The organism is Bacillota bacterium, assembly GCA_013178125.1.
In the GTDB taxonomy this organism is placed as follows: domain Bacteria; phylum Bacillota; class SHA-98; order Ch115; family JABLXJ01; genus JABLXL01.
This window is the reverse complement of the sequence record JABLXJ010000012.1, coordinates 1-21712: the sequence shown is the minus strand read 5'-3', so window position 1 is coordinate 21712 and position 21712 is coordinate 1. Positions and strand designations below refer to the sequence as shown.

At 55.9% G+C, this 21712-nt stretch carries 21 protein-coding genes, 1 other RNA gene and 1 riboswitch; of the genes, 9 read left to right on the top strand and 13 right to left on the bottom strand.

Going from position 1 to position 21712, the window contains the following annotated elements; translation table 11 throughout:
• Positions 1-140 precede the first annotated feature (140 nt).
• Genes HPY71_10710 through HPY71_10700 form a run of 3 tightly spaced genes read right to left on the bottom strand, consistent with a single transcriptional unit; the run spans position 141 to position 3385 of the window.
• On the bottom strand, positions 141-1226 hold the full coding sequence (locus HPY71_10710) for a Gfo/Idh/MocA family oxidoreductase (protein NPV53980.1): 1086 nt from the start codon (positions 1224-1226) through the stop codon (positions 141-143).
• Between the two features lie 54 nt (positions 1227-1280).
• A complete protein-coding gene (locus HPY71_10705) occupies positions 1281-2207 on the bottom strand; it encodes a sugar phosphate isomerase/epimerase (protein NPV53979.1) in 927 nt (308 codons plus the stop codon).
• 59 nt (positions 2208-2266) lie between these two features.
• Complete coding sequence (locus HPY71_10700; protein ID NPV53978.1) at positions 2267-3385, bottom strand: LacI family DNA-binding transcriptional regulator; 1119 nt, start codon at positions 3383-3385, stop codon at positions 2267-2269.
• Positions 3386-3865: 480 nt separating this feature from the next.
• Between HPY71_10700 and HPY71_10695 the strand changes: the two genes are divergently transcribed.
• The 4 genes from HPY71_10695 to ssrA all read left to right on the top strand — a co-directional run bounded on the left by HPY71_10695 (position 3866) and on the right by ssrA (position 5528).
• The gene (locus HPY71_10695) at positions 3866-4417 is read left to right on the top strand and encodes an HDIG domain-containing protein (GenBank protein NPV53977.1); all 552 of its coding nucleotides are present in this window, start codon (positions 3866-3868) and stop codon (positions 4415-4417) included.
• Between the two features lie 20 nt (positions 4418-4437).
• Positions 4438-4614: a hypothetical protein gene (locus HPY71_10690; protein ID NPV53976.1), complete on the top strand. Its 177-nt coding sequence runs from the start codon at positions 4438-4440 to the stop codon at positions 4612-4614.
• Positions 4615-4675: 61 nt separating this feature from the next.
• Complete coding sequence (gene smpB / locus HPY71_10685) at positions 4676-5143, top strand: SsrA-binding protein SmpB (GenBank protein NPV53975.1); 468 nt, start codon at positions 4676-4678, stop codon at positions 5141-5143.
• Between the two features lie 31 nt (positions 5144-5174).
• Positions 5175-5528: a transfer-messenger RNA gene (gene ssrA / locus HPY71_10680) on the top strand.
• Between the two features lie 74 nt (positions 5529-5602).
• On the opposite strand, the gene HPY71_10675 is transcribed toward ssrA, so the two are convergent.
• Both HPY71_10675 and thiD read right to left on the bottom strand, forming a co-directional pair.
• Complete coding sequence (locus HPY71_10675) at positions 5603-7027, bottom strand: ATP-binding protein (protein ID NPV53974.1); 1425 nt, start codon at positions 7025-7027, stop codon at positions 5603-5605.
• Between the two features lie 132 nt (positions 7028-7159).
• Entirely contained in the window at positions 7160-8092 is a 933-nt protein-coding gene (gene thiD, locus HPY71_10670; GenBank protein NPV53973.1) for a bifunctional hydroxymethylpyrimidine kinase/phosphomethylpyrimidine kinase, read from the bottom strand.
• A gap of 376 nt (positions 8093-8468) precedes the next feature.
• Here thiD and HPY71_10665 point away from each other — a divergent pair, with 376 nt between their 5' ends.
• The 3 genes from HPY71_10665 to HPY71_10655 all read left to right on the top strand — a co-directional run bounded on the left by HPY71_10665 (position 8469) and on the right by HPY71_10655 (position 11377).
• The gene (locus HPY71_10665) at positions 8469-9383 is read left to right on the top strand and encodes an ABC transporter ATP-binding protein (protein ID NPV53972.1); all 915 of its coding nucleotides are present in this window, start codon (positions 8469-8471) and stop codon (positions 9381-9383) included.
• The gene (locus HPY71_10660) at positions 9380-10474 is read left to right on the top strand and encodes an ABC transporter permease (protein NPV53971.1); all 1095 of its coding nucleotides are present in this window, start codon (positions 9380-9382) and stop codon (positions 10472-10474) included. The genes HPY71_10665 and HPY71_10660 overlap by 4 nt, the downstream gene beginning before the upstream one ends.
• 144 nt (positions 10475-10618) lie before the next feature.
• The gene (locus HPY71_10655; GenBank protein ID NPV53970.1) at positions 10619-11377 is read left to right on the top strand and encodes a cell wall-active antibiotics response protein; all 759 of its coding nucleotides are present in this window, start codon (positions 10619-10621) and stop codon (positions 11375-11377) included.
• A gap of 123 nt (positions 11378-11500) precedes the next feature.
• Here HPY71_10655 and HPY71_10650 read toward each other — a convergent pair whose 3' ends face one another.
• The 5 genes from HPY71_10650 to HPY71_10630 form a co-directional block, all read right to left on the bottom strand.
• Complete coding sequence (locus tag HPY71_10650) at positions 11501-12493, bottom strand: fibronectin type III domain-containing protein (GenBank protein NPV53969.1); 993 nt, start codon at positions 12491-12493, stop codon at positions 11501-11503.
• Between the two features lie 111 nt (positions 12494-12604).
• Complete coding sequence (locus HPY71_10645; protein NPV53968.1) at positions 12605-13450, bottom strand: hypothetical protein; 846 nt, start codon at positions 13448-13450, stop codon at positions 12605-12607.
• A gap of 134 nt (positions 13451-13584) precedes the next feature.
• Positions 13585-14049, bottom strand: coding sequence for an ECF transporter S component (locus HPY71_10640; protein NPV53967.1), 465 nt, complete (start codon positions 14047-14049; stop codon positions 13585-13587).
• A gap of 242 nt (positions 14050-14291) precedes the next feature.
• Positions 14292-14518, bottom strand: a riboswitch (cobalamin riboswitch).
• A gap of 169 nt (positions 14519-14687) precedes the next feature.
• Positions 14688-15218 (bottom strand): BON domain-containing protein, encoded by a 531-nt coding sequence (locus tag HPY71_10635; GenBank protein NPV53966.1) that lies wholly within the window; start codon positions 15216-15218, stop codon positions 14688-14690.
• 201 nt (positions 15219-15419) lie between these two features.
• Positions 15420-16076: a methyltransferase domain-containing protein gene (locus HPY71_10630; protein NPV53965.1), complete on the bottom strand. Its 657-nt coding sequence runs from the start codon at positions 16074-16076 to the stop codon at positions 15420-15422.
• A gap of 425 nt (positions 16077-16501) precedes the next feature.
• Between HPY71_10630 and cobO the strand changes: the two genes are divergently transcribed.
• A complete protein-coding gene (gene cobO / locus HPY71_10625) occupies positions 16502-17119 on the top strand; it encodes a cob(I)yrinic acid a,c-diamide adenosyltransferase (protein ID NPV53964.1) in 618 nt (205 codons plus the stop codon).
• A 295-nt stretch (positions 17120-17414) separates the two neighbouring features.
• On the opposite strand, the gene HPY71_10620 is transcribed toward cobO, so the two are convergent.
• Positions 17415-18413, bottom strand: a complete 999-nt coding sequence (locus HPY71_10620; GenBank protein ID NPV53963.1) for a hypothetical protein — start codon at positions 18411-18413, stop codon at positions 17415-17417.
• Between the two features lie 162 nt (positions 18414-18575).
• The gene (locus HPY71_10615; protein NPV53962.1) at positions 18576-19640 is read right to left on the bottom strand and encodes a 3-isopropylmalate dehydrogenase; all 1065 of its coding nucleotides are present in this window, start codon (positions 19638-19640) and stop codon (positions 18576-18578) included.
• 589 nt (positions 19641-20229) lie between these two features.
• Here HPY71_10615 and HPY71_10610 point away from each other — a divergent pair.
• The gene (locus tag HPY71_10610) at positions 20230-20721 is read left to right on the top strand and encodes a nitroreductase family protein (protein ID NPV53961.1); all 492 of its coding nucleotides are present in this window, start codon (positions 20230-20232) and stop codon (positions 20719-20721) included.
• 237 nt (positions 20722-20958) lie between these two features.
• On the opposite strand, the gene HPY71_10605 is transcribed toward HPY71_10610, so the two are convergent.
• Positions 20959-21222, bottom strand: a complete 264-nt coding sequence (locus HPY71_10605; GenBank protein NPV53960.1) for a metal-sensitive transcriptional regulator — start codon at positions 21220-21222, stop codon at positions 20959-20961.
• Positions 21223-21712: the final 490 nt, after the last annotated feature.

The window sequence follows — 21712 nt, the reverse complement described above, 5'->3', positions numbered from 1 at the left end:
GGTGTTGCGCTCCGGGGACGGCGCGCTTGCGGCGCGCCTCCGTTGAAATTTGGCGCGAGGGCATTGCCAAATTTCAAAGGCCCCGTCACGCAAACACCGGCGACCCCTGGAAAAGTGGCGATAACCTTCGGGATTTACACTTACATGACATCCTTTAGTCGGACCTCACGGCCGGTCGCCGCCGATTCATAAAGGGCATCCAACATGCGCATCACAGCGACGCCATCGGATGCGGGGCATATCGGCATCCTGCCGTGCCTTATGCAGTCGATGAAATGCGCGACCTCAGCTTTGTGGGATTTCACCTTCTCATCCACCCTTATGTGCGTATCAGTCAGGGCCCCATCCTGCTCGCCATAGACGGTCAGGGGCCACAGGCTCGCGCCGGCCTTGTTGCCATAGAGGTCACAATAATAGTGTTCCTTGTTCGTATTCAAGGCCCATGTCACGGCCAGTGAGAGGGTTGCGTTGTTAGAAAACCGTATAAAGGCAAAGGCGGCATCCTCCACATCGTATGTCTTTCGCTCCTGCGCCCGGGCGGCTGACGTCCCCGATAGCACGGGGTCTCCCGTATCCCACTCGACGATGTGGTAGTTCTCGATCTCATGATATGTAGCCCCTACGACTGATACAGGCTCCGGTTTGCCCATGAGCCACCATGCGAGGTCGAGCATGTGGACGCCCAAGTCGATAAGGGGGCCGCCTCCAGCTTTGGCCTTCTCCATGAACCATGCTCCCCAGTATGGGACGCCCCTCCGCCTGACCCAGCCGGTTCGCCCCGCATAGATGCGCCCGAGCCCTCCCGAATCGATCACTCGCTTGAGTTTGAGGCTTTCATCCCTGAAACGGTTGTTGACCCCCACCATGAGGATCCTGTTGGCCTGCTCGGCAGCGTCCGCCATTGCCTGGGCCTCAGTGGCGTTTGTGGCCAGGGGCTTCTCGCACAGGACGTGTTTGCCGGCATTCAAGGCCGCGATGGTTATGGGGGCGTGGAGGTAATTGGGCGTCGCCACGGTTACCGCGTCGAGGTCCTTTAACTCGAGCATTTCGCGATAATCCGTGAAGGCGTATGGCACATTATACTGGCGGGCCGCCCGCTGCAGGCTATTCTCATCGATGTCGCATACCGCGATGATCTCTACGCCGGGGAGCTCGGCATAGGCCGGCAGGTGCACGCCCATGGCGATGCCGCTGGTGCCGATGACCCCGACCCGAATCCTATCCATAAATCATCCAAGGCTCCTTTCGTCCGAGTTAGTATGTAACCTCCGGCCGATGTGCTAAATGATCAGGGGCGCCAGGTGGCGCTGCGCAAGCACAAGGCCCTTCTTTACCTTCTCCTCCGTCCCGCTGTAGATGGGGTCCTCATGCTCGATGCTCAGTGTTCCATCGAACCCGTTCTCCACAAGCGTAGCCACGAAGTCCCTCCAGTCTACCTCGCCGAGCCCGGGCATGCGATAGCGCCACCAGCCCCCGCCGTGGATGTGGGGGCCAAGCTGCCGCCCGTAGATGCCATACTGGTTCATGCCGTCCTCCAGGATTTCAGTATCCTTTGCATGGGTGTGAAAGATGTATTCCCTAAACTCGGGGATGACGGCGTGGTAATCGATGCCGAGCCAGTGCAGGTGAGACGGGTCTAGATTCAACCCGACGCTGCCCCTGGGCATCAGGCGGAATAGCTCGCGCCACAGCTCAGGCGAGTAAGCGAGGTTTCCAGGCACGCCTGGTTTCTGCCAGCCTTCCATGGGGCAATTCTCGAACATGAGCCGGACTCCCTTGCCCTCGGCGTAGGAAACGAGTTCTCTGAAGACCTTTTCATACTCCTCGAGGTTTTCCTCGACAGTCCGGTCGATGTCTCGTCCGACAAACGTGCCGACCAGGTCGACACCGAGCATGCTCGCGGCGTCGATGACCCGTTTCAGGTGTGAATGGAAGCGCGCGCGCACCTCGGGGTCGCGGTGGAGGTTATTGTCGTAGTAGGCTAGGGATGAGATGGTGAGGTTATTCTCTGCGAAGAGGCGTTTAATCCTCTCGCCTCCCCCGGGGGGCAGGTTGGCCACGTCGACGGAGCTGCCCGCGTAATCCCGCGCGTTGTCGATGGGCCAGGCGGCGACCTCCAGGGCTTCGAAACCATGGCTGGCCGCCCACCTCACCAGGTCCTCCAGGGGCACGCCGGGGAGACATGCTGTTAAAAACCCGAGCTTCATTGCTCTCTTACTCCTTTCTTACCCTTTCTTGTCGGTGGTTGCCATATTCTTTATTCATTTCAGTGGCCATTCATCTCAGACGTTGAAAACAGATGGATGTGGCGGGGTTCACCATCTGGCGCAGGGCGGCTTCCGCAGGAATAGCGCACCACAAGCTCTGGTGTGAATACGGTCCGCTCCGGCGCTGGGCGCCCCGGCGAGAGGGAAGGCAGCAGGAACCTTGGGTTCCTGCGCTCATCCAGGCGGCTCACGAGTATATCCATCGCCCGCCGGCCCATCTCATACATCGGCTGGTGTACGGTGGTGATGCCAAGGTATCTGGAGAGCTCGATATCGTCGTAGCCAACCACGGCCATGTCCTGAGGGACCCGGACACCTTTGCTTTGGAGGAATTCGATCACCCCGATGGCCTGGACATCGCTTGCCGCAAAGATGGCTGTTGGGGGGCCCGCGGCGCGTTGCCTCCACCGCCGCTCCCAGAGCCGCTCCCAGAGCTTGGCCATCGCTGCGCGCCCGGACTCGCGGTCATATTCGGCCTCGACCACCAGGACCGGGTCATATGTAATCGCCGCGCTGTGGAGACCCTCCTGGTAGCCCTTCAGCCTCTCCTGGCTGGCCCGATAGCGTAAGAGGCCATTTACGAAGCCAATGCGACGATGCCCTAGACCTAAGAGATGCCGCACCGCGGTTTGTGCACCGTGCACGTTGTCGACGACCAGGGAGTCGGCCGCGGCATTCTCCGTATCGACCAGCACGAGTGGCATTGCCCGCCGCGTGAAATTTTCAACGTATTCGTCATGTATGCGAAGCGTGACGATTACCGCGCCGTCTACCTTTCTTTCCCTGGGAATCCGTTCGAAGTATATATTTTTTTGGCCGCGCTGTAACACACTATATAGCAGAATGTCTTTGCCGTGTTCCAGGGCCGCATCCTGGATGCCCCTGAGCACTTCGACGAAAAAGGGGCGCGTGAAAAACGGCACGATCACGCCGATTATGTCGCTCCTTTGTCGCGCCAGACCCCGCGCCATCGCCGCGGGATAGTACCCGAGCTCCTCCATGGCCTTTATAACCCTGTCCCTGGTCTCGGGTTTGACGTGTGGGTTGTTGTTCAGCACCCTTGATACAGTTCCGACGCCAACGCCGGCTCGATCTGCGATATCGTATATGGTTGCCAAGGGGATCCCCCCGTTGTGAAAGAAATATCGTGAATTTCAAATCTTGGTGGATAGACCCACATGCCGCCCACGCCCAGGCGGCACCATCAGAGAATGAAAACGGCTTTAGCTGGGGTAATATTTATTTTCGGGGTAGACCCCCCATGCCGCATAAGCGGCACCACCAGAGAATGAAAATGACCTCTGTAAGATTATTTTCAGGGTAGATGAATCTCAATGTGCAGAGTAATATAAAAGACTTGGAAGCCCTTCCATGATATACTCTAGCACGGGCCCGAGCGTCTGTCAAGACAATATGTCATCAGATGCTAATGGCAGGTATACACTTGGCGATGGTCACCGGCGCATATTCGTCTCCAGGTTTCGGATTCGAGGGAAAGGAGTTTGGGAGCGCGCGGAGAATCTCTTTCATTACGTTTCACACACCAGCCGGGCGTCAAGATTTGGTAGAATCAGTCAGATGGGAGGTATGTACCTAAAGTGGAACGCTCTGAGGCGCTGGACATAGTTGGGAAATACGTCAAGAACAAAAACCTGATAAAGCACATGCTCGCTACCGAGGCTATAATGAAGGCTCTTGCCGCCAGACTTGGCGAGGACGAGTCAACCTGGGGTCTGACTGGGCTCCTCCATGATGTCGATTACGAGCAGACTGCGGGCGCGCCCGCCCGACACAGCCTTGTGGGCGCCGAGATGCTCGAATCGCTAAAAGTCGACGGCGATATAGTTCACGCAGTGAAGGTGCATAATGAACATCATGGCCTGCCCAGGGTGAGCAGGCTCGATAAGGCGCTCTACGCCGTCGACCCACTCACAGGCCTGATTGTCGCGGCCGCACTCATCCATCCTTCAAAGAAGCTCGCGTTGATCGACGTCCCATTCATAATGCACCGGTTCAAGGAGCCATCTTTCGCGCGCGGCGCAGATCGCGACCAGATCCGGTCTTGCTCAGAGCTTGGGCTCGATCTCGAGGAGTTTATAGGCATCGGACTCGAGGCTATGCGGGGGATAACGGGCGAGCTCGGGTTATAGATGACATAGACGCGGAAAAGGTGAGACCCGCCCGGCCCCGGCTCCGCGCCCTGCGTAGTGTTCATTGCCAGGACCAGCCTGTGCCAGTCCTGCGCTGCGACGAGTTGACACTTCAGGGCCGGGTGGGTATAATAAATCTGCAGGCGGCGGGTGAGGTAACGCGGGACGGGTCGCAAGATCGCCAGAGCGCATTCTAGGGCGCACTGGAGAATGCTAGAGTGCGTCCGGCGGGCCCCCGCCGGGGAGCGGTGATGGCTGGTGCCCGATGAGAAGGAAAAAGTCGTTGCAACCAATCGTAAGGCATATCATGATTACGCTATTGATGAAACATACGAAGCGGGCATCGCGCTCACCGGGACGGAGATCCAGTCCGTGCGCCAGGGGAGGGTCAACCTGAAAGACAGCTTCGCTCGTGTGGAAAACGGCGAGGTTTTGGTGTATAATATGCATATAAGCCCGTATGATTACGGGAACAGGTTCAACCATGAGCCTTTGAGGGTCAGGAAGCTGCTCCTCCACAAGGATGAGATCAGGCGGCTCCTGGGCAAGACTCAGGAGCGTGGTTATACATTGATCCCTCTCAGGATGTATCTCAAACGCGGGCTCGCCAAGGTGGAGGTCGCCCTCGCAAAGGGCAAGAAGCTGTATGACCGCCGCGAGGATATAGCGAAGCGCGATTTGAGGCGCGAGGCTGAGCGGGCTTTGAAGGAGAGGCTCAAAGGTTGAACCCGGTTCCTATGCTTTTGTATGATTTTGTGGGGGCGTTACGGTTTCGACGGGGAGCTGTGGCGAGAGGGGTAGCGAGCCGAGATTCCACCAGCTCGTTAAACGGTGGAAAGCACGATAAGTGCCAACGATAATCTAGCTTACGCTGCTTAATTAAAGCGGCCGTCCAATCCGGGCTTGGCCTGGGAGACCGGTGCGGGCGTCATATAAACCAGGATGCTCTCGTCCCAATTCTCGGAGGGATGGGCTAAGACTATCGAGATAGCCCGCGTGGGGAGCTGGCGTGAGGGCGCCTCCGGGGCGAAAGCCAAATCCCACGCTACGCTCGTAGAAGCCGCTTAAGCTGCCTCTTCGGACCCGGGTTCGACTCCCGGCGCCTCCACCATTTAACATTTGGTATCAAGTATTCAATATCGACTCGACAAATGGCATCGGCAAACACAATAAGGCCAACCTTCTTCATGAAGAGACTGCCGCAAGATCAGATAGCTCATCCTGCGAAAATAGTAGGACTGTCTTATCATCCTTCGCCTGATGTCTTAGATCGCTCGTGAACCCATTGCGTGAGAAAAGGACATAATACTCTTTTGACCAACTCCCATGGGAAGCCTGGCGGATGTGCGCCGCCTTTCGTTTGAGCTCGGCGAGATTAGCTGTGCCCACCCTCTCATTCTGCCTCCACTTACATTCGCCAAAGATAACTACATTAGGGCCTATAGCAACGATATCAACTTCCTCCCTGGAGTCCCACCACCTGCCGATGCGATCGAATACGAAGGGAAGCCTCCCCAGGATGTTTGCCCTCATCAACACCTCTCTACAGACATCTTCAAAGACAGGGCCGACGAAAGTGGCGAATTCAGGAATAATCTTTCGTTGCAATACCAGTTCCGGGCAACCCTCCTCCAGGAGGCTGAGATTGGGTAGGACAAACCTGAACCAGAACCTTATAAAATAGTCAGATATTCGGTATATACCTTTACGACTCTTCTCTGGGTGTTTTTCTGTGACAGGGAATTCCCTTCTTATTACTCCAAGCCCGACTAGCGTGGCGATATAGCGGCTTATTACATTTCTATCGCTCAACCCAGAATCCAGGTAGATTTCATTGAGTTTCGTCTTCCCATGGGCTATCGCTTTCAAAATGGAGAAGTAAACCCTGACATCACGTAACTCCTGCATCAGTGTGAATCTGACTTCATTATAAAGAAATGCCTCCTTGCTAAGGACATTGTCCAGGATATTCTGTTGGAGGTCTCGTGAGGGGTCAAACTGTCGCAGATAACCTGGCATACCCCCGAGCACGGCATATACCTCAACAAGTGTTGTTGGAGTGTATGATGGGAAAAACTCCGATAAATCCGGAAAACCTACTGGCTGAAGTAGCAATTGAGCCGTCCGTCGCCCGTAAAGCGGACTTTTGGCCCCGAGAACATGCTCTTCTATGAAGCTGACATAGGACCCGCAGAGAATCAGAAGAATCTTAGTAAATTGCAGCTTTTCATCCCAGAGCCGTTGTAGTATTGATGGGAATGCAGGGTTTACCATCGCGAGGTATTGAAATTCGTCGAGAACTACGACATATCTTTCCTGCCTTGCTGTCTGTGCCAGAAAACTAAATGCCGAATCCCAGCTGGGGAAGGTTACGCCTTCGAGTTGAGACTGTCCGACCGAGGTAATGATCTGTTCCGAGAAAGATCTTAGGAGGTCCTGTTCCAGGCGAAGGTCCGCCATAAAGTAAATGTGTTTCTTTCCCCGGATGAAGTTCTTGATAAGTTCAGTTTTGCCGACACGACGGCGGCCGTATAGGACGAAACACTCGCTTTTCTCGGACTGGTAGAGTCTATCGAGAATATCAAGCTCTCTCCTGCGGTCATAAAACATTATATCACCTCAAGTTAATCTACCCACTATTAGTCTAACCATGGTTAGACTATTTTATTATAAGCTATTCGGTATCCCGGATCAAGCCCCCGGTCACCTCCCTCCAGGCGGGCTGGATGTGCTGCATCCTGCTTAGGGCCTCCGGAAATAGAAGTGGTTGACTGGGCCGCAGCCGTGACCAAGGGATAACGAGTTGGCGATGGCCCAGGTTATATAGTCCTTGGCCGAGCATAGCGCCTCTTGCATCTCCAGGCCGAGGGCTAGGTAGGCTGCTATGGCCGAGGAAAACGTGCAGCCCGTGCCATGGGTATTCACAGTCTCATACCTCCTGGCGGATAACTCGATGAATTCCTCGCCATTAAAGGCAATATCCACAGCATACCCGGGTTGGGCCGTCAGATGCCCCCCCTTCACCACGACCCACTCTGGTCCAAGGTCTCTCAGCCTCCGGGCGGCGAGCTTCGCCTCGTCCGGGGTGGTGATGCTCATATCCAGGATCGCCTCAGCCTCGGGGATGTTGGGGGTAGCCACAGCCGCCAACGGCAGGAGAAGGTTGACAAGCGCCCTCCTTGCCTCTTTCTCCATCAGCGGCACGCGGCTCTTGCTGGCCATCACCGGGTCGACCACCAGATTGGGTATGGCGTGCCGCTTTACAGCGCCCGCCACAGCCTCTATGATAGCGCTGTTGGCCAGCATGCCCGTCTTGGCCGCCCTTAGCGTGAAGTCGGTAGCGACTGCATCCACCTGCGCCACAACAAAGCCGGGATCCAGAACATAAACCCCGGGCACGCCAGCAGTATTCTGCGCGGTCACGGCAGTCAGGGCAACGGTGCCGAACACGCCTAGGGACGTGAAGGTTTTGATATCCGCCTCGATCCCTGCTCCTCCGCCGCTATCAGAGCCGGCAATGGTCAAAACAACCGGCACAGCTTCCGGCTCAGTTCTCGCATAATATGGCGCTTCATATCTTGATATCTTTTCTTGATATCGATGATATCTTGACGCCTTTATCTCGTGTCCTGAGACCTTTTTATCCTCACGCTCTGGTGATGTATCCAATTGCATTCGATTCAAATCCTCTTACCCTTTGAGGCCTCCGCGTGTTATCGCTTTGGGCCGCCCATAGCACCCATAGGTTCACAGAAGAATAGGTTCACGGAAGCTCAGCTCCACCATCCCTTGCTCTCGGCTCAGTTGCCCTCCAATACCCCCAAGAAGAATTCTAGCCATTCTCAAGTCCCGCGTCAATTGTCTGGTTGCTTGCCATGGGATAACATGCCGCGCCTGTCTCGGGATGACTGGACTGACATATTATGTTTACCTTTTGTTTACACGGTGGAAACAGAGTTTTGCGACGAGGTGTTGGTATAATGTATAATTAGAATTGTATATAAGCATATATAAAGGGCCCGGGTGCGGGCCTGTGAAGGGATTGAGGAATTTGGATGCCATTGTCGTATCTGGTTTGCGAAAGTCATACGGGAATGTCAGGGCCGTGGATGGCCTCGACCTTGAAGTCGAATCCGCCCAGATTTTCGGAATGCTCGGGCCGAATGGAGCCGGCAAGACCACGACTGTTGAAATACTTATAGGCCTGAGGGGTCGCGACTCCGGCGATGTCTCGGTGCTCGGGTATGATCCTGCCAGACGGGGCAGGGAGATAAAGTCGAGGATAGGGGTCCAGCTGCAGTCCCACGGGCTTTATCCCAGGCTCACGGTGCGGGAAGTTGTGGGGTTGTTCGCGAGTTTCTATCAAAACCCCCTGCCGGTGGACGAAATCATTGAGCAGGTCGGTCTTACGGCGAAGGCTAAGACCATTGTCAAATCCCTGTCAGGCGGGCAGGCGCAGCGGCTTGCAGTAGCTCTTGCCATGGTAAACGATGCGGACCTGATTTTCCTCGATGAACCTACGACCGGGCTCGACCCGCAGGCGAGGCGGGGCCTCTGGGACGTAATACGCAGCATGAAGGCCCGCGGGAAGACGGTTTTCCTCACCACGCACTACATGGATGAGGCGGAGAGGCTCTGCGATACAGTGGCGGTGGTGGATCACGGGAAGGTCATAGCGCTCGGTTCGCCGTCGCAACTCATTTCCCAGCACTTCCAGGAACAGGCAGTAGAGTTCTCCAATTCCATATCAAACGACCGTGGGAAACTTGAAGCGTTACCCGGGGTGAGCCGCGCGCAGTTTGATGGGGAGAGGGCAACACTATATACAAGGGATGTTACCCGCACTATCGCGGCGCTCATGGAGCTCGTCCGGGGCGGCGGCATTTCCATAGACGATGTTGTGGTGAGACGTGCAACCCTGGAGGATGTATTCTTGAAGCTTACCGGCAGGAGGATACGCGAATGAGAACATTCTGGCAGCTTGTTATGGCAAACGCCAAGGACATAGTGCGGGACAAGATGAGCCTTTTCTGGTTCCTGGCGTTTCCCGTCCTCTTCATATTCCTTTTCGGCATGATCTTTTCTGGTGGCGGCACTCCTTCGTATGATGTCGGCATCGTCTCTAATTCCGGCGGTCCCCTCTCGCAGGCCATAACCGCCGGACTCAAGGCTGTCCCTGCATTCAAGGTTCACACCGGCACGGAGGAAGACGAGTTGGGGGCATTGAAGAAGGGCAACAGGAGCGTGGTAATCAAGATCCCGGATGTGCCAGCCACAGCGCTGGCAGGGGCGGCGACCAGTGGCGAGGATGTGGACATTCTCGTCTATTACGACAAGACCCAGCAGCTGGCGAGCCACATTCTCCTTCCTGTTGTGCGCCAGGTCCTGGATGAGATCGAGCGCGGTATAACCAGCGCGCCGAGGTTATTTAATGTTGTTACCGAACCCGTCCAGCACGCCAGGCTCAAGGATATCGACTATCTCCTCCCCGGCATCCTCGCAATGGCCATAATGCAGCTTGGCCTCTTCGGCTCTCTGAGAGCGGTAAGCCTGAGGGAGCAGAAAATCCTCAAGAGCCTCGGGGCAACGCCCCTCCCGCGAGGCCTCCTCCTGGCTGCGGAGGTTCTTGTCAGGATAATCATGGCATTGGTTCAAACCTGTGCTATAATAGTCATCGGGCACTTTGCATTTGACGTGAATATAGTTGGCAACTGGCTCGCGGTGTTCGGGATTGTGCTGCTCGGGGCTGTAACCTTCGTGAGCATGGGGTACATGCTGGTGTCGTTTGCGAGGACTGAGGAGAGCGGCCAGGGGATAATCCAGGTGGTCCAGTTCCCTATGATGTTTCTCTCGGGCATCTTCTTTCCAATCGATATCATGCCCTCTTTCCTTAAACCGGTTATCAACGCTATGCCCCTAACGTATCTCGGCGACCTCTTGCGCCAGGTCATGGTTGGAGCCCCGCCCGCGTTCAGCGTCTCCACCGACCTCCTGGTGCTGGGTAGCTGGGCCGTGGCGACCTTGATCCTGGCGGTCAAATTCTGGAGATGGGAGTGAGCGAAGGCTCAATACGCTTTGAATAGACTCTCTGAGAATAGATTCTTAGATTAATTTGACCTGGATTAGTCTGACCTGGTTCTTGGGTTAGATTGGTATAAGCAAAATAGCGAAAATTATAGAAAGGGAAGGGAGGCGTCTCATGTGAGCTCGTCTCGCAGGGGCTCGGTTTTGTTTGGTCTTCTGATTGTTGCAGTGGGAGTCATCTGGCTCTTGAACAACCTCGGGATCACAAGCATAGATATGGGCGAGTTATTTTCCACTTATTGGCCCGTTCTCTTGATAATCTGGGGCATAGACGCCCTGACCCGCGGATCCACCTGGTCGGGAGGAGAGGATGATCGCAGTGGAGGGAGGTCCTCGGGCAGCAACCCCACCGGCTGGATCCTCCTGATAATAGGCCTTGTGATTTTGGGCCGGAATATAGGCCTCTACCAGTTAAACCTCTCGATCGTCTGGAGGGTGCTGTGGCCGGTCATTTTGATCCTGGTGGGGTGGAGCCTCCTGAGGGCGACGACGTCGGCGGGCTCCGGGGGCGTTCACTGGGCCGTGATGAGCGGGGTCGAGTTCAAGAATAAGGAGTGGAAGCTGCAGGATGGTAGCTTCATCGCCATCATGGGAGGGGTGGACCTGGACCTGACTGTGGCCGACATTCCCGAGAAAGAGACCGTCCTGGATCTCACGGCCATAATGGGCGGGGTTGACGTTAAGGTGCCGCCGGATCTCCAGGTTGAGTGCGAGGGGACGGCCATCCTCGGTGGCGTGAATTTCTTCGGCGAGGAAGGCGGCGGCATAATCGCGAGCAGGATAGCCAGGTATGCTGGCGGGGCCGCTGAGGGCTCGCGGCGGAGGCTCCGGATTCGTTGCAGGACGCTTATGGGCGGGGTTGAGGTTAAGAGTTAGGCAGCAACGCCTCAGGGCCAATGCCTCAGGGCGCGACGATAACCCCGCGGACAAGGTGGGAGGGAGCCCCACCTTGCCCCGGGGTCTCCCAGCGTTGCCCGGGGTTAACGCTCATATACTTGCTCATATACTCCCTGTTGTGACCTCATTGCTCCGGGGGCTTTCATTCCCCCCGAGATCAAGGGCGGTAACGGCATATTGATAGCTCGCCCCGCTCTCCACCTCGGGGTCCAGGAACGCGGTCTCTGCGCCTGTCGTTCCGGTTATCTCATAGCGCCCGGCGGGCAGTTCCTTTTTATAGATTACATAGCCCGCGAGATCACCCTCGCTCGTCTCCACGGCCTGCCAGGAGAGCTGCACCCCATCCTGCGTTCGCCCGGCCGTGAGCCCGGTTGGGGCGGGCGGGGCCGCATCCAGGGCCGTCGTTATATTCACGCTGCCCGACGGGAAATTCCAGTGTACAACGGTGGTTTTGCCGGGGCGTATCTCTACCGGTATCCACAGGCTCTCATATAGCAAATTACCTTCGGTGGGGTAGAACTTCAGCATCATATCATAAGTCTTCGGGACGATATTCTCGATCAGGTCGTGTATTACGGTCGAGCCTGGCTCTCTCGGTATATCCACCTGGCTCCTCAGGTTCGTCGAATCCTTATAGAGCCTAGCCTTGATGATCGATTCCTGGTTTGGTATACCACTTATGTCAATATAGAGATCGAGTTTCCCCATGCCCGGCTTTAACACTATATTTGCCATAGCCTGCAGGTCCTTAAATACAGCTACCCTGCCTGTTCCCATGTAAATAGCGTCTCCAGCCTCGTCCCTAAGCGCGACCATCACTGTCCACTCGCCCACCGTAACCTGCGGGAATGACGCTTCCGCCACGCCATTTACGATTGGGCTCCTTTGCGTGAGCACCGTCGACCCGTTTACGAGGCTGACCTCCACCTCTGATGCGAGCACCTGCCGGCTTGATGAGGCTGGCTGCGGCAGGGCTATTGCCACCTTTACAGACCCCGTGCCCGCCCTGGATGGGGGCGTGCCTGACAGGGACCCCGAACACCCCGGGAGCGTTGCCATGATGGCGGCCAGGACCAGGAGAAAAAGAGTTTTCATAATATCCCCCTCCTCGCTCTTTACACCAATGCTTTTTATGCCGGTGTTTGTTTTGATTCCATCTTAACCCGGGGCAGGCGGGCGTTCAATCGCCCGAAGTCTGTAAAAACCTCATGCCCGGGGATGAGATTTCATCTCACTCACGATGAGAAAGCCAAGGGGGGTTACGGGCCTGGATACAGCCTGCCGGAGGCGGGCGAGATTCCTGCATAGTTCGTTCTCGCATGGTTCCCATGGCATGGATACGAGCAGGCATGTCGCCGGGCCTGCGGACTTCTTCAAATCTATAGGTTGGGGGTGCCCCATAGCGGGGGCAGGGGCGCGACCTAGAAGGCGACCCAGAAGGCGAAACCCAAGCCCCGCCGTCCCGGCCATGACATTTGCCTCATACTCAATACCCCGCGACCCCACCGGCAGGATGTCATGGATGTAGTCAAGCTGCAAGAGCTGCCTGATGAGCCCGGGGTCGGCCAGCTCCGGGTCGCCCAATCTCACCTCGCAGCCGACCTTGGGCATGCCTATACATACAACAACATCGCGGGGCTTGGATGTCCCGATCCTCAATTCTCCGGCGTTTGGGGCGGAGCCAATTACGGTCACCCCGAGCGCCGTTTGGACCGTGGCGATGTTCTCCTCCGTGCTGCCCGTAATCTCGAGCGCCCCTTCCAGGCCGGCCGCGGCCACTTCATCACGGATTCCGCGCAGAATCTCCAGGCCCAGGGGGTCCATCTCCACGGATAGCGTATCCACAAGGAGGACCGGGGTCGCCCCTGTAGCCATGACTTCCATCAGAGGGACCCGGGCCGTGAAGCGGCCCACTACATATCCCGGAACCTTAACAGCATCACCCGCCTTTGGGCCGATCCCGCCGAGCGAATCGCAGGCGATCACGAGTGTGGACCCATCCCGCATCTTGATTATGGTTACATCCCTGCACTTCTCAACCGATTTTATCATAACTCTGCGACCCTCCACCCGAGCCCGGTCGCTCAAGGACTTGTTATCTGCCCCATCGACTTGTTGTCTGCCGTGCTGTTATCTCAGCCAGCTTATCTCGACCAGCTAGCGTTGGTCAGCTTATCGCATTTCGACTAACTTATCACCCTGGCGCCCTTGAGCGCACCGAATAGTATGGCCGCTATGATGACATTGATCGCGGAACCAAGAATCAGGGGCAGGAGCATTCCAGCAAAAAATGCTGTGCCAAACCCCGGTAGGGGGATGAAGAGCGCCGGCGCAATGACTCCGTTGAGGAGTATGCCGATTACCACGGCTGCGATGCTATTGATGCGCTTTGCCACGTAGCCGAAGACCGCGGCATATGCCGCCATCTGGATCGCCACAAATAAATGAAGAGGGAGCGTCATCGGGAAGCCGACGGTTGCTGCGCTGAAGATATGGCCTAGGGCGGCTATTATGGCGCCCTCCTTGCCACCGCAAATGAGGGCGCCGAGGTAGCCTGGCATAGAATCAAGAGCTACGGTGCCGGTGGGGCTCGGTATCTTGATGAACCCCCCGATCGCGCTCAATGCAATGAATATGGCTACCCTGATCATCTTCTTGAGCACCACGGAGCCCTGCAAATCATTGCCCCTGGTTTTCAAATCCTTTCTTGCCTCCATTTAGAAAACCTCCTCAATAATCTCATATATCTCGATCTCCTACAACATCTCGATTCGTAGATTTTGATCACTTATATTCAGAAGCAAGTTCGTGCATAAAAATAAGCCCCAGGCTGGTATCTCTACGAGCTTGGGACTTTACCATCGTCCAGTGAGCTCCCCCCTTTCTCGCGAAGGGTGTGTGCCTCCAAATAGGCAGGTCTCCTGGCTCCCGGGTCATCGCTGGGCCGTTTGGGCCCTGGTTTATCACCACCGCCTTGCGCCTTCCCAGGATTTCCTCCCAGTGGCTTCGTGGCATCGAGCAAGGCTGCTCGCCGATTACAGTAGCGGGACTGCTCAGGATTCGCACCTGATTCCCTATTCTCCGCGCAGGCGCTGGACGACCATGAAGCGTGCTCCAATACAGCACAGCTGCGCGGCACCTATTTTGGATATTGACTTTTGATTTGACAAGATAATTCGACGGATCGCGCTGAAATCCTTCCGCTCAGATTGAAATCTCCTTCCCGGGCATACAGGGACTCCCTGCACATGGACTCGCGGCCAGATAGACCGAAACCGAATACCTGAGTCTATGCCCCGTTATTCCCCCTATTGGGCCCGGTCCCTTTGTCTTTTAACTGGCTTACAACCATCCTCGCCCCGCGCGCCTTTGATACTGCCCGCATAGCGGCCTCCCGCTCGCCCTCGCTTTCCACCTCGCCCTTCAGGATAACCGTCCCACCCCCAGATTGGACTCCGACACCCCGCAGGTCCACCCCTGGCTCCGCGGCCAGCTCCTCCCGCGCTTCAAAAGCCACCTCGGAGTCGCTGATCTCTCCATCCGTGGAGATCGCGAGGTCATTCTCCACCTCAGATATGCCCGGGATGCTTCGAGCTATATCCCCGGCCCGGTTCTTTTCCGAGAGGGTATCCACGACCCCCCAGATTCGCACCTTGTCATCACCGCGGGCCTCCACCTTGATCCCATAGGGACGCATTCCCTCATCGGCCTCGATGGCGGCTTGAACTGCCCGGGTCGCCCTATCTCTGTCCCTATTCTCACCCCCGTCCCTGGTCGTATCCCTGTCCGTATCATTCACATTCACCTTTCTTTTGACCATACCTGTCCTGTAAACCCCCGTTCTATGCTCAACCTGTTGCCTTTAGCTCTTCATCTGGCTGTGTTTTTAGTTTACCCCGGCCGGAGCCAGGGCAACCGATTGATTAGTGTCGGCTTTAGTCACGGCTGAAGTCATGGGTGTGAGGCTGACAGTAATAAAAAGCCGGGCATAAGGCCGGGCATAAGGCGCGGATCACATAGATCAAATCGGCTTTACAGTCGCTATCAGGTAGAGATCATCCTCGTCCAGGGCCTCTTCTACTGTAAATCCCGCTATGCGAAGCACCGCAGCCACATCGTTGACCGGTGGGAGAATATCCTTCCTTATCAGCGGGTAACTCACTCCGAGGTGAACGCGGTTTACGAAGTCCCGCCCGCCAAAGTGGCTTATGATAAACCTCCCGCCGGGGCGCGCCACTCTGAAGAGCTCCCTTACCGCTGCCGTCTTCTCCGCGAAGTGGGGATATACTTCGTGGCATATTATTACATCTATGCTTCGATCGCCCAGGGGCAGGTCGCGGGCGTCTGCCAGGAGGGTAGATACCATCGCGTTATGCTGGAATCTCCTGCGCACGCAACGAAGCATCTCCGCTGAGATGTCGCAGGCGATGACCTGCTTTGGCCCGCAGTCCAGTACGTATGGGATCAGGCGCCCGGTCCCGGTCCCGACATCCAGGATGACGCTGTCCTGGTCGATTCTGGCAGCCTTCATCACCCTACGTACAGAACACTCGTAGCGGGGTGGAACCCTTTCATCCCATGTGTGCGCCAGTGTATCGAAGAATGTTGCGCGTTCGCTGTCAAAGATGCGTCTTCCTTCCGCGCCTCCGGGCATAGTCATTAATTCACTCCCCTGCATAGGCTCTGCTTCAGGCTCAATAGTGTTTCAACGCTGCTTCAATACTGGCTCAATACTGACTTAATACCGATTCAAAACTGATTCAAAATCAAGACTGATTATAGGGTCCACCACTGAGGTCTCCCGGCGGAATTGCGGGTGGGTGCTGGCGTGGCGGGTCGCAGCGCCAATTAATCTTGAAGCCCCGATCCGTTTTATCCGTTTTAAATTGAATGAATATTATATTATTCTCTGAGCACCGGCTCGATTCCTTCCATTGACCCTATCTGGCCTCCAACCCCCGGTCCTCGGTTTCCAGCACTCAGGCCCCTGACTCTCCGGCCCTCAGACCCCAAGAGGGTTGAAACCCGCAAGCTTTGATGATATGATTTAAAAAATAAAAGGGAAGAGCAGGGAGGGGCAAAGCAGCCATGAAACCTACCAGGATGCGACCAGCCGGGCCAGCTGCAAGCGGGCCACAGGGGGAATCTGAACCTGCTGACATCGGGGGGAGGGGAAGGGGGGCTTCTGAAAAGCGCCTGGAACGAGGCCTTATCCAGGTCTATACAGGAGCGGGCAAGGGGAAGACGACAGCAGCCCTAGGGCTGGCCCTGCGGGCAGCAGGGTGGGGGCTCAAGGTTGATATCATCCAGTTTATAAAGGGGCGCGGGATTACAGGCGAGGTGAGAGGTATTGAGCCTCTGGAGCCACGTGTCACTATAACACAGTTTGGGACAGGAAGGTTCATCCTGAAAGATGAACCCGGAGACGTTGAAAAAGAGCTCGCCCGTAGGGCACTCCAGAGGGCCACGGATGACTTCTTGAACGGCGATTATGACATCGTGATCCTTGATGAAGTGAGCCATGCGGTAAATAAAGGCATGATAACCCTGGCAGAACTCCTGCGACTAATCGAGAAGAAGCCGGATCATGTGGAGCTGGTGCTGACCGGCCGGGATATGCCTAGTGAGGTGGTCGAAGCCGCCGATCTTGTAACGGAAATGGTGGCCGTGAAGCACCCCTATGAAGAGGGTGTAGGGGCGAGAAAGGGGATCGAGTATTAACCGGGTCAGCATCGAGATCGGGTCAGCATCGAGGGGGGTCTGGTACTGTCTGGTTCTGATGCTATCTAGTACTCTCCGGTGCTATCTGATGCTACGACGCTACCGGTTGCAGCACATTTTCAAGAAATGTGCTGCTTCCTGCATGTCTTCGAAAAATATGCTGCAGTTTGCAGCATCAGAGGGGTACGATGCTACCAACTGCAGCACGTCTTTGAAAAATGTGCTGCGCCCTACAGCATACTCCGGGAAAACATGCTGAACTCCGCAGCATGACAGCATGACGATGCACACTGACTTAACAGCAACAGCACCTGCTTTTGCGACCCGACGCTGAAACCAGGGGAAGGATTCTCTCCTCGACGATATCTTCGGTAACAGCGCTATTATCCCCGGGAAGCCCCACATTCCGGTAAAGCCTCCATGTCTCGGTATGTTCCGCCATATCACCCGGCTCGAGCTCAAAGAGCGGGCTCAAAGTCTCGAGCTCGAGCATGCGCTCATTTGTATAGACCTCGACAGATGCACCGCCATCGGGGTATGTAGCGCCCTCGAAGTAGTCAAAACGCTTGAGGAATAGATGGCCCCTGTTTGCGTAGGCCGCCCAGCCATCCGTGACGGAGAGGCCAAACTTACATGGCCCTGTGGCCGATGTATCCTGCCGCAGGAGCACGAACCTCCTGCCCAGCGTGAGTCGCTTGTCCGTCAGGTCGGTATAGGGCCAGAGCGCCAGCCACCTGTTGGGCAGGAGCCCCTCCGGATGGGCCCTGGTCGTCTGGGGAGCCACGGCGACGCCTCCCGGAGCCATCACGCTCAGGGCCCAGAGCGCGAGATTCACCGGCCAGACGCCGTTATTGGTCATGGTGTGCCTGACTGTTACTACCGCTCCATCGTCGCCAGGGCCGACCGCCCCTGCGATACCCGCGTTCGAGTTCGAATTCAGGCGGATCTCCATCACCTTGGCTATGCCGGTGCTAGGCTCGGTATACTGGCGCAACCTTATACCGCCATCGATCTCATCCACCTCGATTGGCCGGTTATCGGGGTAATAACTCCGGGCTCTGCTTTCAGGGCTATGCCAGAGCCTGTGCCCACCGTAAATCCGCCATTCGTCGCCGCCGGTTTTCCCCATCTGTTCCTCGAACTCACAGAACTCATTTGATTCGCCCACAAATCCAAACCTGATGATTCGAGGCCCAACATCGGTCGTCGCGATAAGCTCGACCTCACCGTCGGACACTCTGTAACAGTTGGGCCACCCCTGATACTGGACCTTTTCGATAGAGACTCGGGCCATGATGCCGCCGCGCAGGGTCCTGCGCCCCTTGTGGGGCGAGAGGAATCGCGGCTTCTCCTCCTTTCACATACATGAGTTTTTGAGGGAATGGTCTCAAGTTTCAACTACACGGTGATCCCGGGAGGCTTCCCTGGTGATCCCGGAAGATCCGCTTATGGGAGTTTATGGGAGGTTGTTCACAACAAGGTCGCCAACCTCGGTCGTTGTATAGCCCATCTTGCCGGCCGCAAGGCTCTTGAGATAGCGGCTGCACACAGTGGCCACGGAATTCTCGACCTTTTGGGCAGCCTCGGTCTCACCCAGGGTTTCAATGAGCATGGCGCCTGCGCAGATGGCCGCAAGCGGGTTTATCATGTTCTTGCCGGTGTACTTGGGCGCCGACCCTCCGATAGGCTCAAACATGGAGACCCCCTCGGGGTTTATATTCCCGCCCGCTGCTATGCCCATTCCCCCCTGGATCATTGCACCGAGGTCGGTGATTATATCCCCAAACATGTTATCGGTGACGATAACGTCGAACCACTCGGGGTTCTTAACCATCCACATGCATATTGCATCCACATGCGCGTAATCACGCTTGATATCAGGGTATTCCGCTCCCACCTCGTGGAACGTGCGCTCCCACAGATCGAAGGCGTATGTGAGCACGTTGGTCTTGCCACACAGGGTGAGCGTCTTCCTGCAATTGCGTTTGCGGCAATACTCGAAGGCAAACCTGATGCATCGCTCTACACCCTTGCGGGTATTGATGGACTCCTGGGTGGCGACCTCGTCAGGTGTGCCCTTCTTGAGCACCCCGCCCGCCCCGGCGTAAAGCCCTTCGGTATTCTCACGCACAACCACGAAATCTATATCCTCGGGGACCTTATCCTTGAGCGGGGTGTCAACGCCAGGATAAAGCTTAACTGGTCGAAGGTTTATATACTGGTCAAGAGCGAAGCGGAGCCTGAGGAGGATGCCGCGCTCGAGTATGCCCGGCTTCACATCGGGGTGACCGATTGCACCCAGATAGATGGCGTCGAACCCTTTAAGCTCCTCTACAGCGCTGTCCGGCAGCGTCTCCCCCGTCCGGAGGTATCGGTCCCCTCCGAAATCGAACGTCACCGTCTCGAACTTGAAATTGTACTTCCCACTTGCGGCCGTCAGGACCTTCAGCCCCTCCCTTATAACCTCGGGACCGGTTCCATCCCCTGGTATGACCGCGATCTTATATGGTGCCTTGTTCAAACTAGATTAACCCCCTTACCTTTTATTGAGTTATTGAGTTATTGGGGCCTTGAAGCCCTTGCCCTTACGGTGGTAAATCCTTGTGATAATGAAGCCTTGCGGTTATTCAGTCTCCGCGACTGAATAACTCTTCTACGAGGCCCTTTAACCCCAGTTTACAGGCTGATTCACAAGGTCTATTTTGTTTGTCCAGGGTATTTTCTATACGGAAATGAAATATCCTTCAGGTGATCCGAGAATTTTGCCTCATAGGTAGTCCGGGAATTTCATCTCAGCGGCAGGAATTTCCGGGGATAGTTTCTAATTCTATAATATGGATTCTATAATGCGGAGTTAAGATGTGGAGCCATAATGCGGAGCTATGCTTCAGAATGTTTGCTTCAGAATGTTTGTGGAACATCCAGCTCACGGAGTGGCGGGGCGGCGGGAGAGGCCTCCTTATGAGCATTAATGATCATGAGAGGGTAGGAGGTGAATAGTTGGCACCCTCCCCTCGAGGTGCTTGCAGACGCAGTCCACAAATGAATTATAATGAATTATATCGAGGAGGTATAAGAGTAAGATGGAGATAGCGCCTGATGCCAAAACCATGTTCGAGCAGATTAAGAAGCGAAGGAGTATAAGGTCCTACACCAGTCAGGATGTGAGCCCCGAGCTCGTTCAGATGCTGCTTGAGGCTGCGATGGCTGCACCGTCAGGAAACGATGCAAGGCCGTGGGACTTTATAGTAGTGAGGGATGCCGCCCTGAGGAAGAAGATAGCGGAGACTCATACCTGGTCCAGCATGGCCGCTTCAGCCCCCGTGGTTATTGTGGTGTGCGGCAGTGAAAGCTCCAAGCACTGGATCGCCGACACCAGCGCGGCGACAGAGAATATACTGCTCCAGGCCTCGGCAATGGGGCTCGGTGCGCTCTGGGTGGGAATCTACCCGACCACGAGGTATGAGGAGCACATAAGGTCCGCCCTCGGTATCCCAGCGAATCGACGGGTCCTGTGCGTGATACCCATCGGCTGGCCGGCCGAGAAGAAGGAGCCGAGGACCCGCTATGAGGCGAACAAGGTGCATTATGAGAGGTTCTAGGCTGATGTCAATATGCATGCATATGGCAGCATATACATATATGCACCATGTGGCAAGTAAGTAGCCTGCTCGCTCGGGTGATGCGGGATCGATGGTGCTGCGGGATTGACCGAATTCAGCCGCCGCAAGCCACCGGGCTTTAGTCGCGGCGTGGCGTCACGTAGATTCCGGCCGGTGCCGGTCCAGGCTGTGAGAGCCTGCGGAATCCCAGGCTGCGAGAGCTCACGGGATCTCGGGCTACGAGAGCTTGCGGAATATCGGCATAAACTCCGCGATGGCATCCTGCACATCCCGGCCCTGGGCGAGGTTCTTCTCAATGCACTCGGCCATATGGTGGCCAAGAATATTGACGGCCACCTGGTCAATGGCCGCCTTTATCGCCGCGAGCTGCACGATGATCTCGTCGCAGCTCCTTTTTTCTTCGATCATTCGCTGTATGCCCCTGGCCTGGCCCTCGATCCGCTTCAAACGTGCGATCAGGCTTTCCCGGAGTTCGTCCATTTTCCGCTCGTTCTCGTTTTCAGGGACCGTGCCCGGTGCCCTGTCCGCGTCACCTATGGTCATCATGATTTTCTATAAACCTCCGACCTACGTTCTATAATAACTATCTGTAACGACTATCTATAATGAGAACTATTTTCAACAAAACCCCGATTTAACCCTTTGACTGACCGATTGCTTGATCGGTTGTTTGATCGGTTGACCTGATTCCACCAAGTTACTCCCTGGGGTATCTCTGGTGCACCTTTAGTGTAGTGCTCTCACGATTCGCTTGTCAAGCCCGGGTGTGAAATTCCCGTGGAATTGAGGAACCCTGTTACTGAGCTGGGACGCTTGACCTGGAAATTCTCGGCCAAGGCCTGCGGGCGCATAAAGTTTAAGTGAAGAAGGACAAGGCATGAGAGGCATGGTCTTCCTGGGAGTGTAGGAGTTACCTTTGAAATGGGACAAAAAATAGTCTAAGATTCCCTTGAAAACCTTCATATAAGGA

Coding starts and splice junctions, on each gene's coding strand:
- HPY71_10645 (NPV53968.1), bottom strand. CDS start 13,450: ATGATAAAATCGGTTGAGAAGTGCAGGGATGTAACCATAATCAAGATG.
- HPY71_10675 (NPV53974.1), bottom strand. CDS start 7,027: ATGTTTTATGACCGCAGGAGAGAGCTTGATATTCTCGATAGACTCTAC.
- cobO (NPV53964.1), top strand. CDS start 16,502: ATGCGACCAGCCGGGCCAGCTGCAAGCGGGCCACAGGGGGAATCTGAA.
- HPY71_10710 (NPV53980.1), bottom strand. CDS start 1,226: ATGGATAGGATTCGGGTCGGGGTCATCGGCACCAGCGGCATCGCCATG.
- HPY71_10650 (NPV53969.1), bottom strand. CDS start 12,493: ATGAAAACTCTTTTTCTCCTGGTCCTGGCCGCCATCATGGCAACGCTC.
- HPY71_10635 (NPV53966.1), bottom strand. CDS start 15,218: ATGGTCAAAAGAAAGGTGAATGTGAATGATACGGACAGGGATACGACC.
- HPY71_10660 (NPV53971.1), top strand. CDS start 9,380: ATGAGAACATTCTGGCAGCTTGTTATGGCAAACGCCAAGGACATAGTG.
- HPY71_10640 (NPV53967.1), bottom strand. CDS start 14,049: ATGATCAGGGTAGCCATATTCATTGCATTGAGCGCGATCGGGGGGTTC.
- HPY71_10630 (NPV53965.1), bottom strand. CDS start 16,076: ATGCAGGGGAGTGAATTAATGACTATGCCCGGAGGCGCGGAAGGAAGA.
- HPY71_10705 (NPV53979.1), bottom strand. CDS start 2,207: ATGAAGCTCGGGTTTTTAACAGCATGTCTCCCCGGCGTGCCCCTGGAG.
- HPY71_10610 (NPV53961.1), top strand. CDS start 20,230: ATGTTCGAGCAGATTAAGAAGCGAAGGAGTATAAGGTCCTACACCAGT.
- HPY71_10620 (NPV53963.1), bottom strand. CDS start 18,413: ATGGCCCGAGTCTCTATCGAAAAGGTCCAGTATCAGGGGTGGCCCAAC.
- HPY71_10605 (NPV53960.1), bottom strand. CDS start 21,222: ATGGACGAACTCCGGGAAAGCCTGATCGCACGTTTGAAGCGGATCGAG.
- thiD (NPV53973.1), bottom strand. CDS start 8,092: ATGCAATTGGATACATCACCAGAGCGTGAGGATAAAAAGGTCTCAGGA.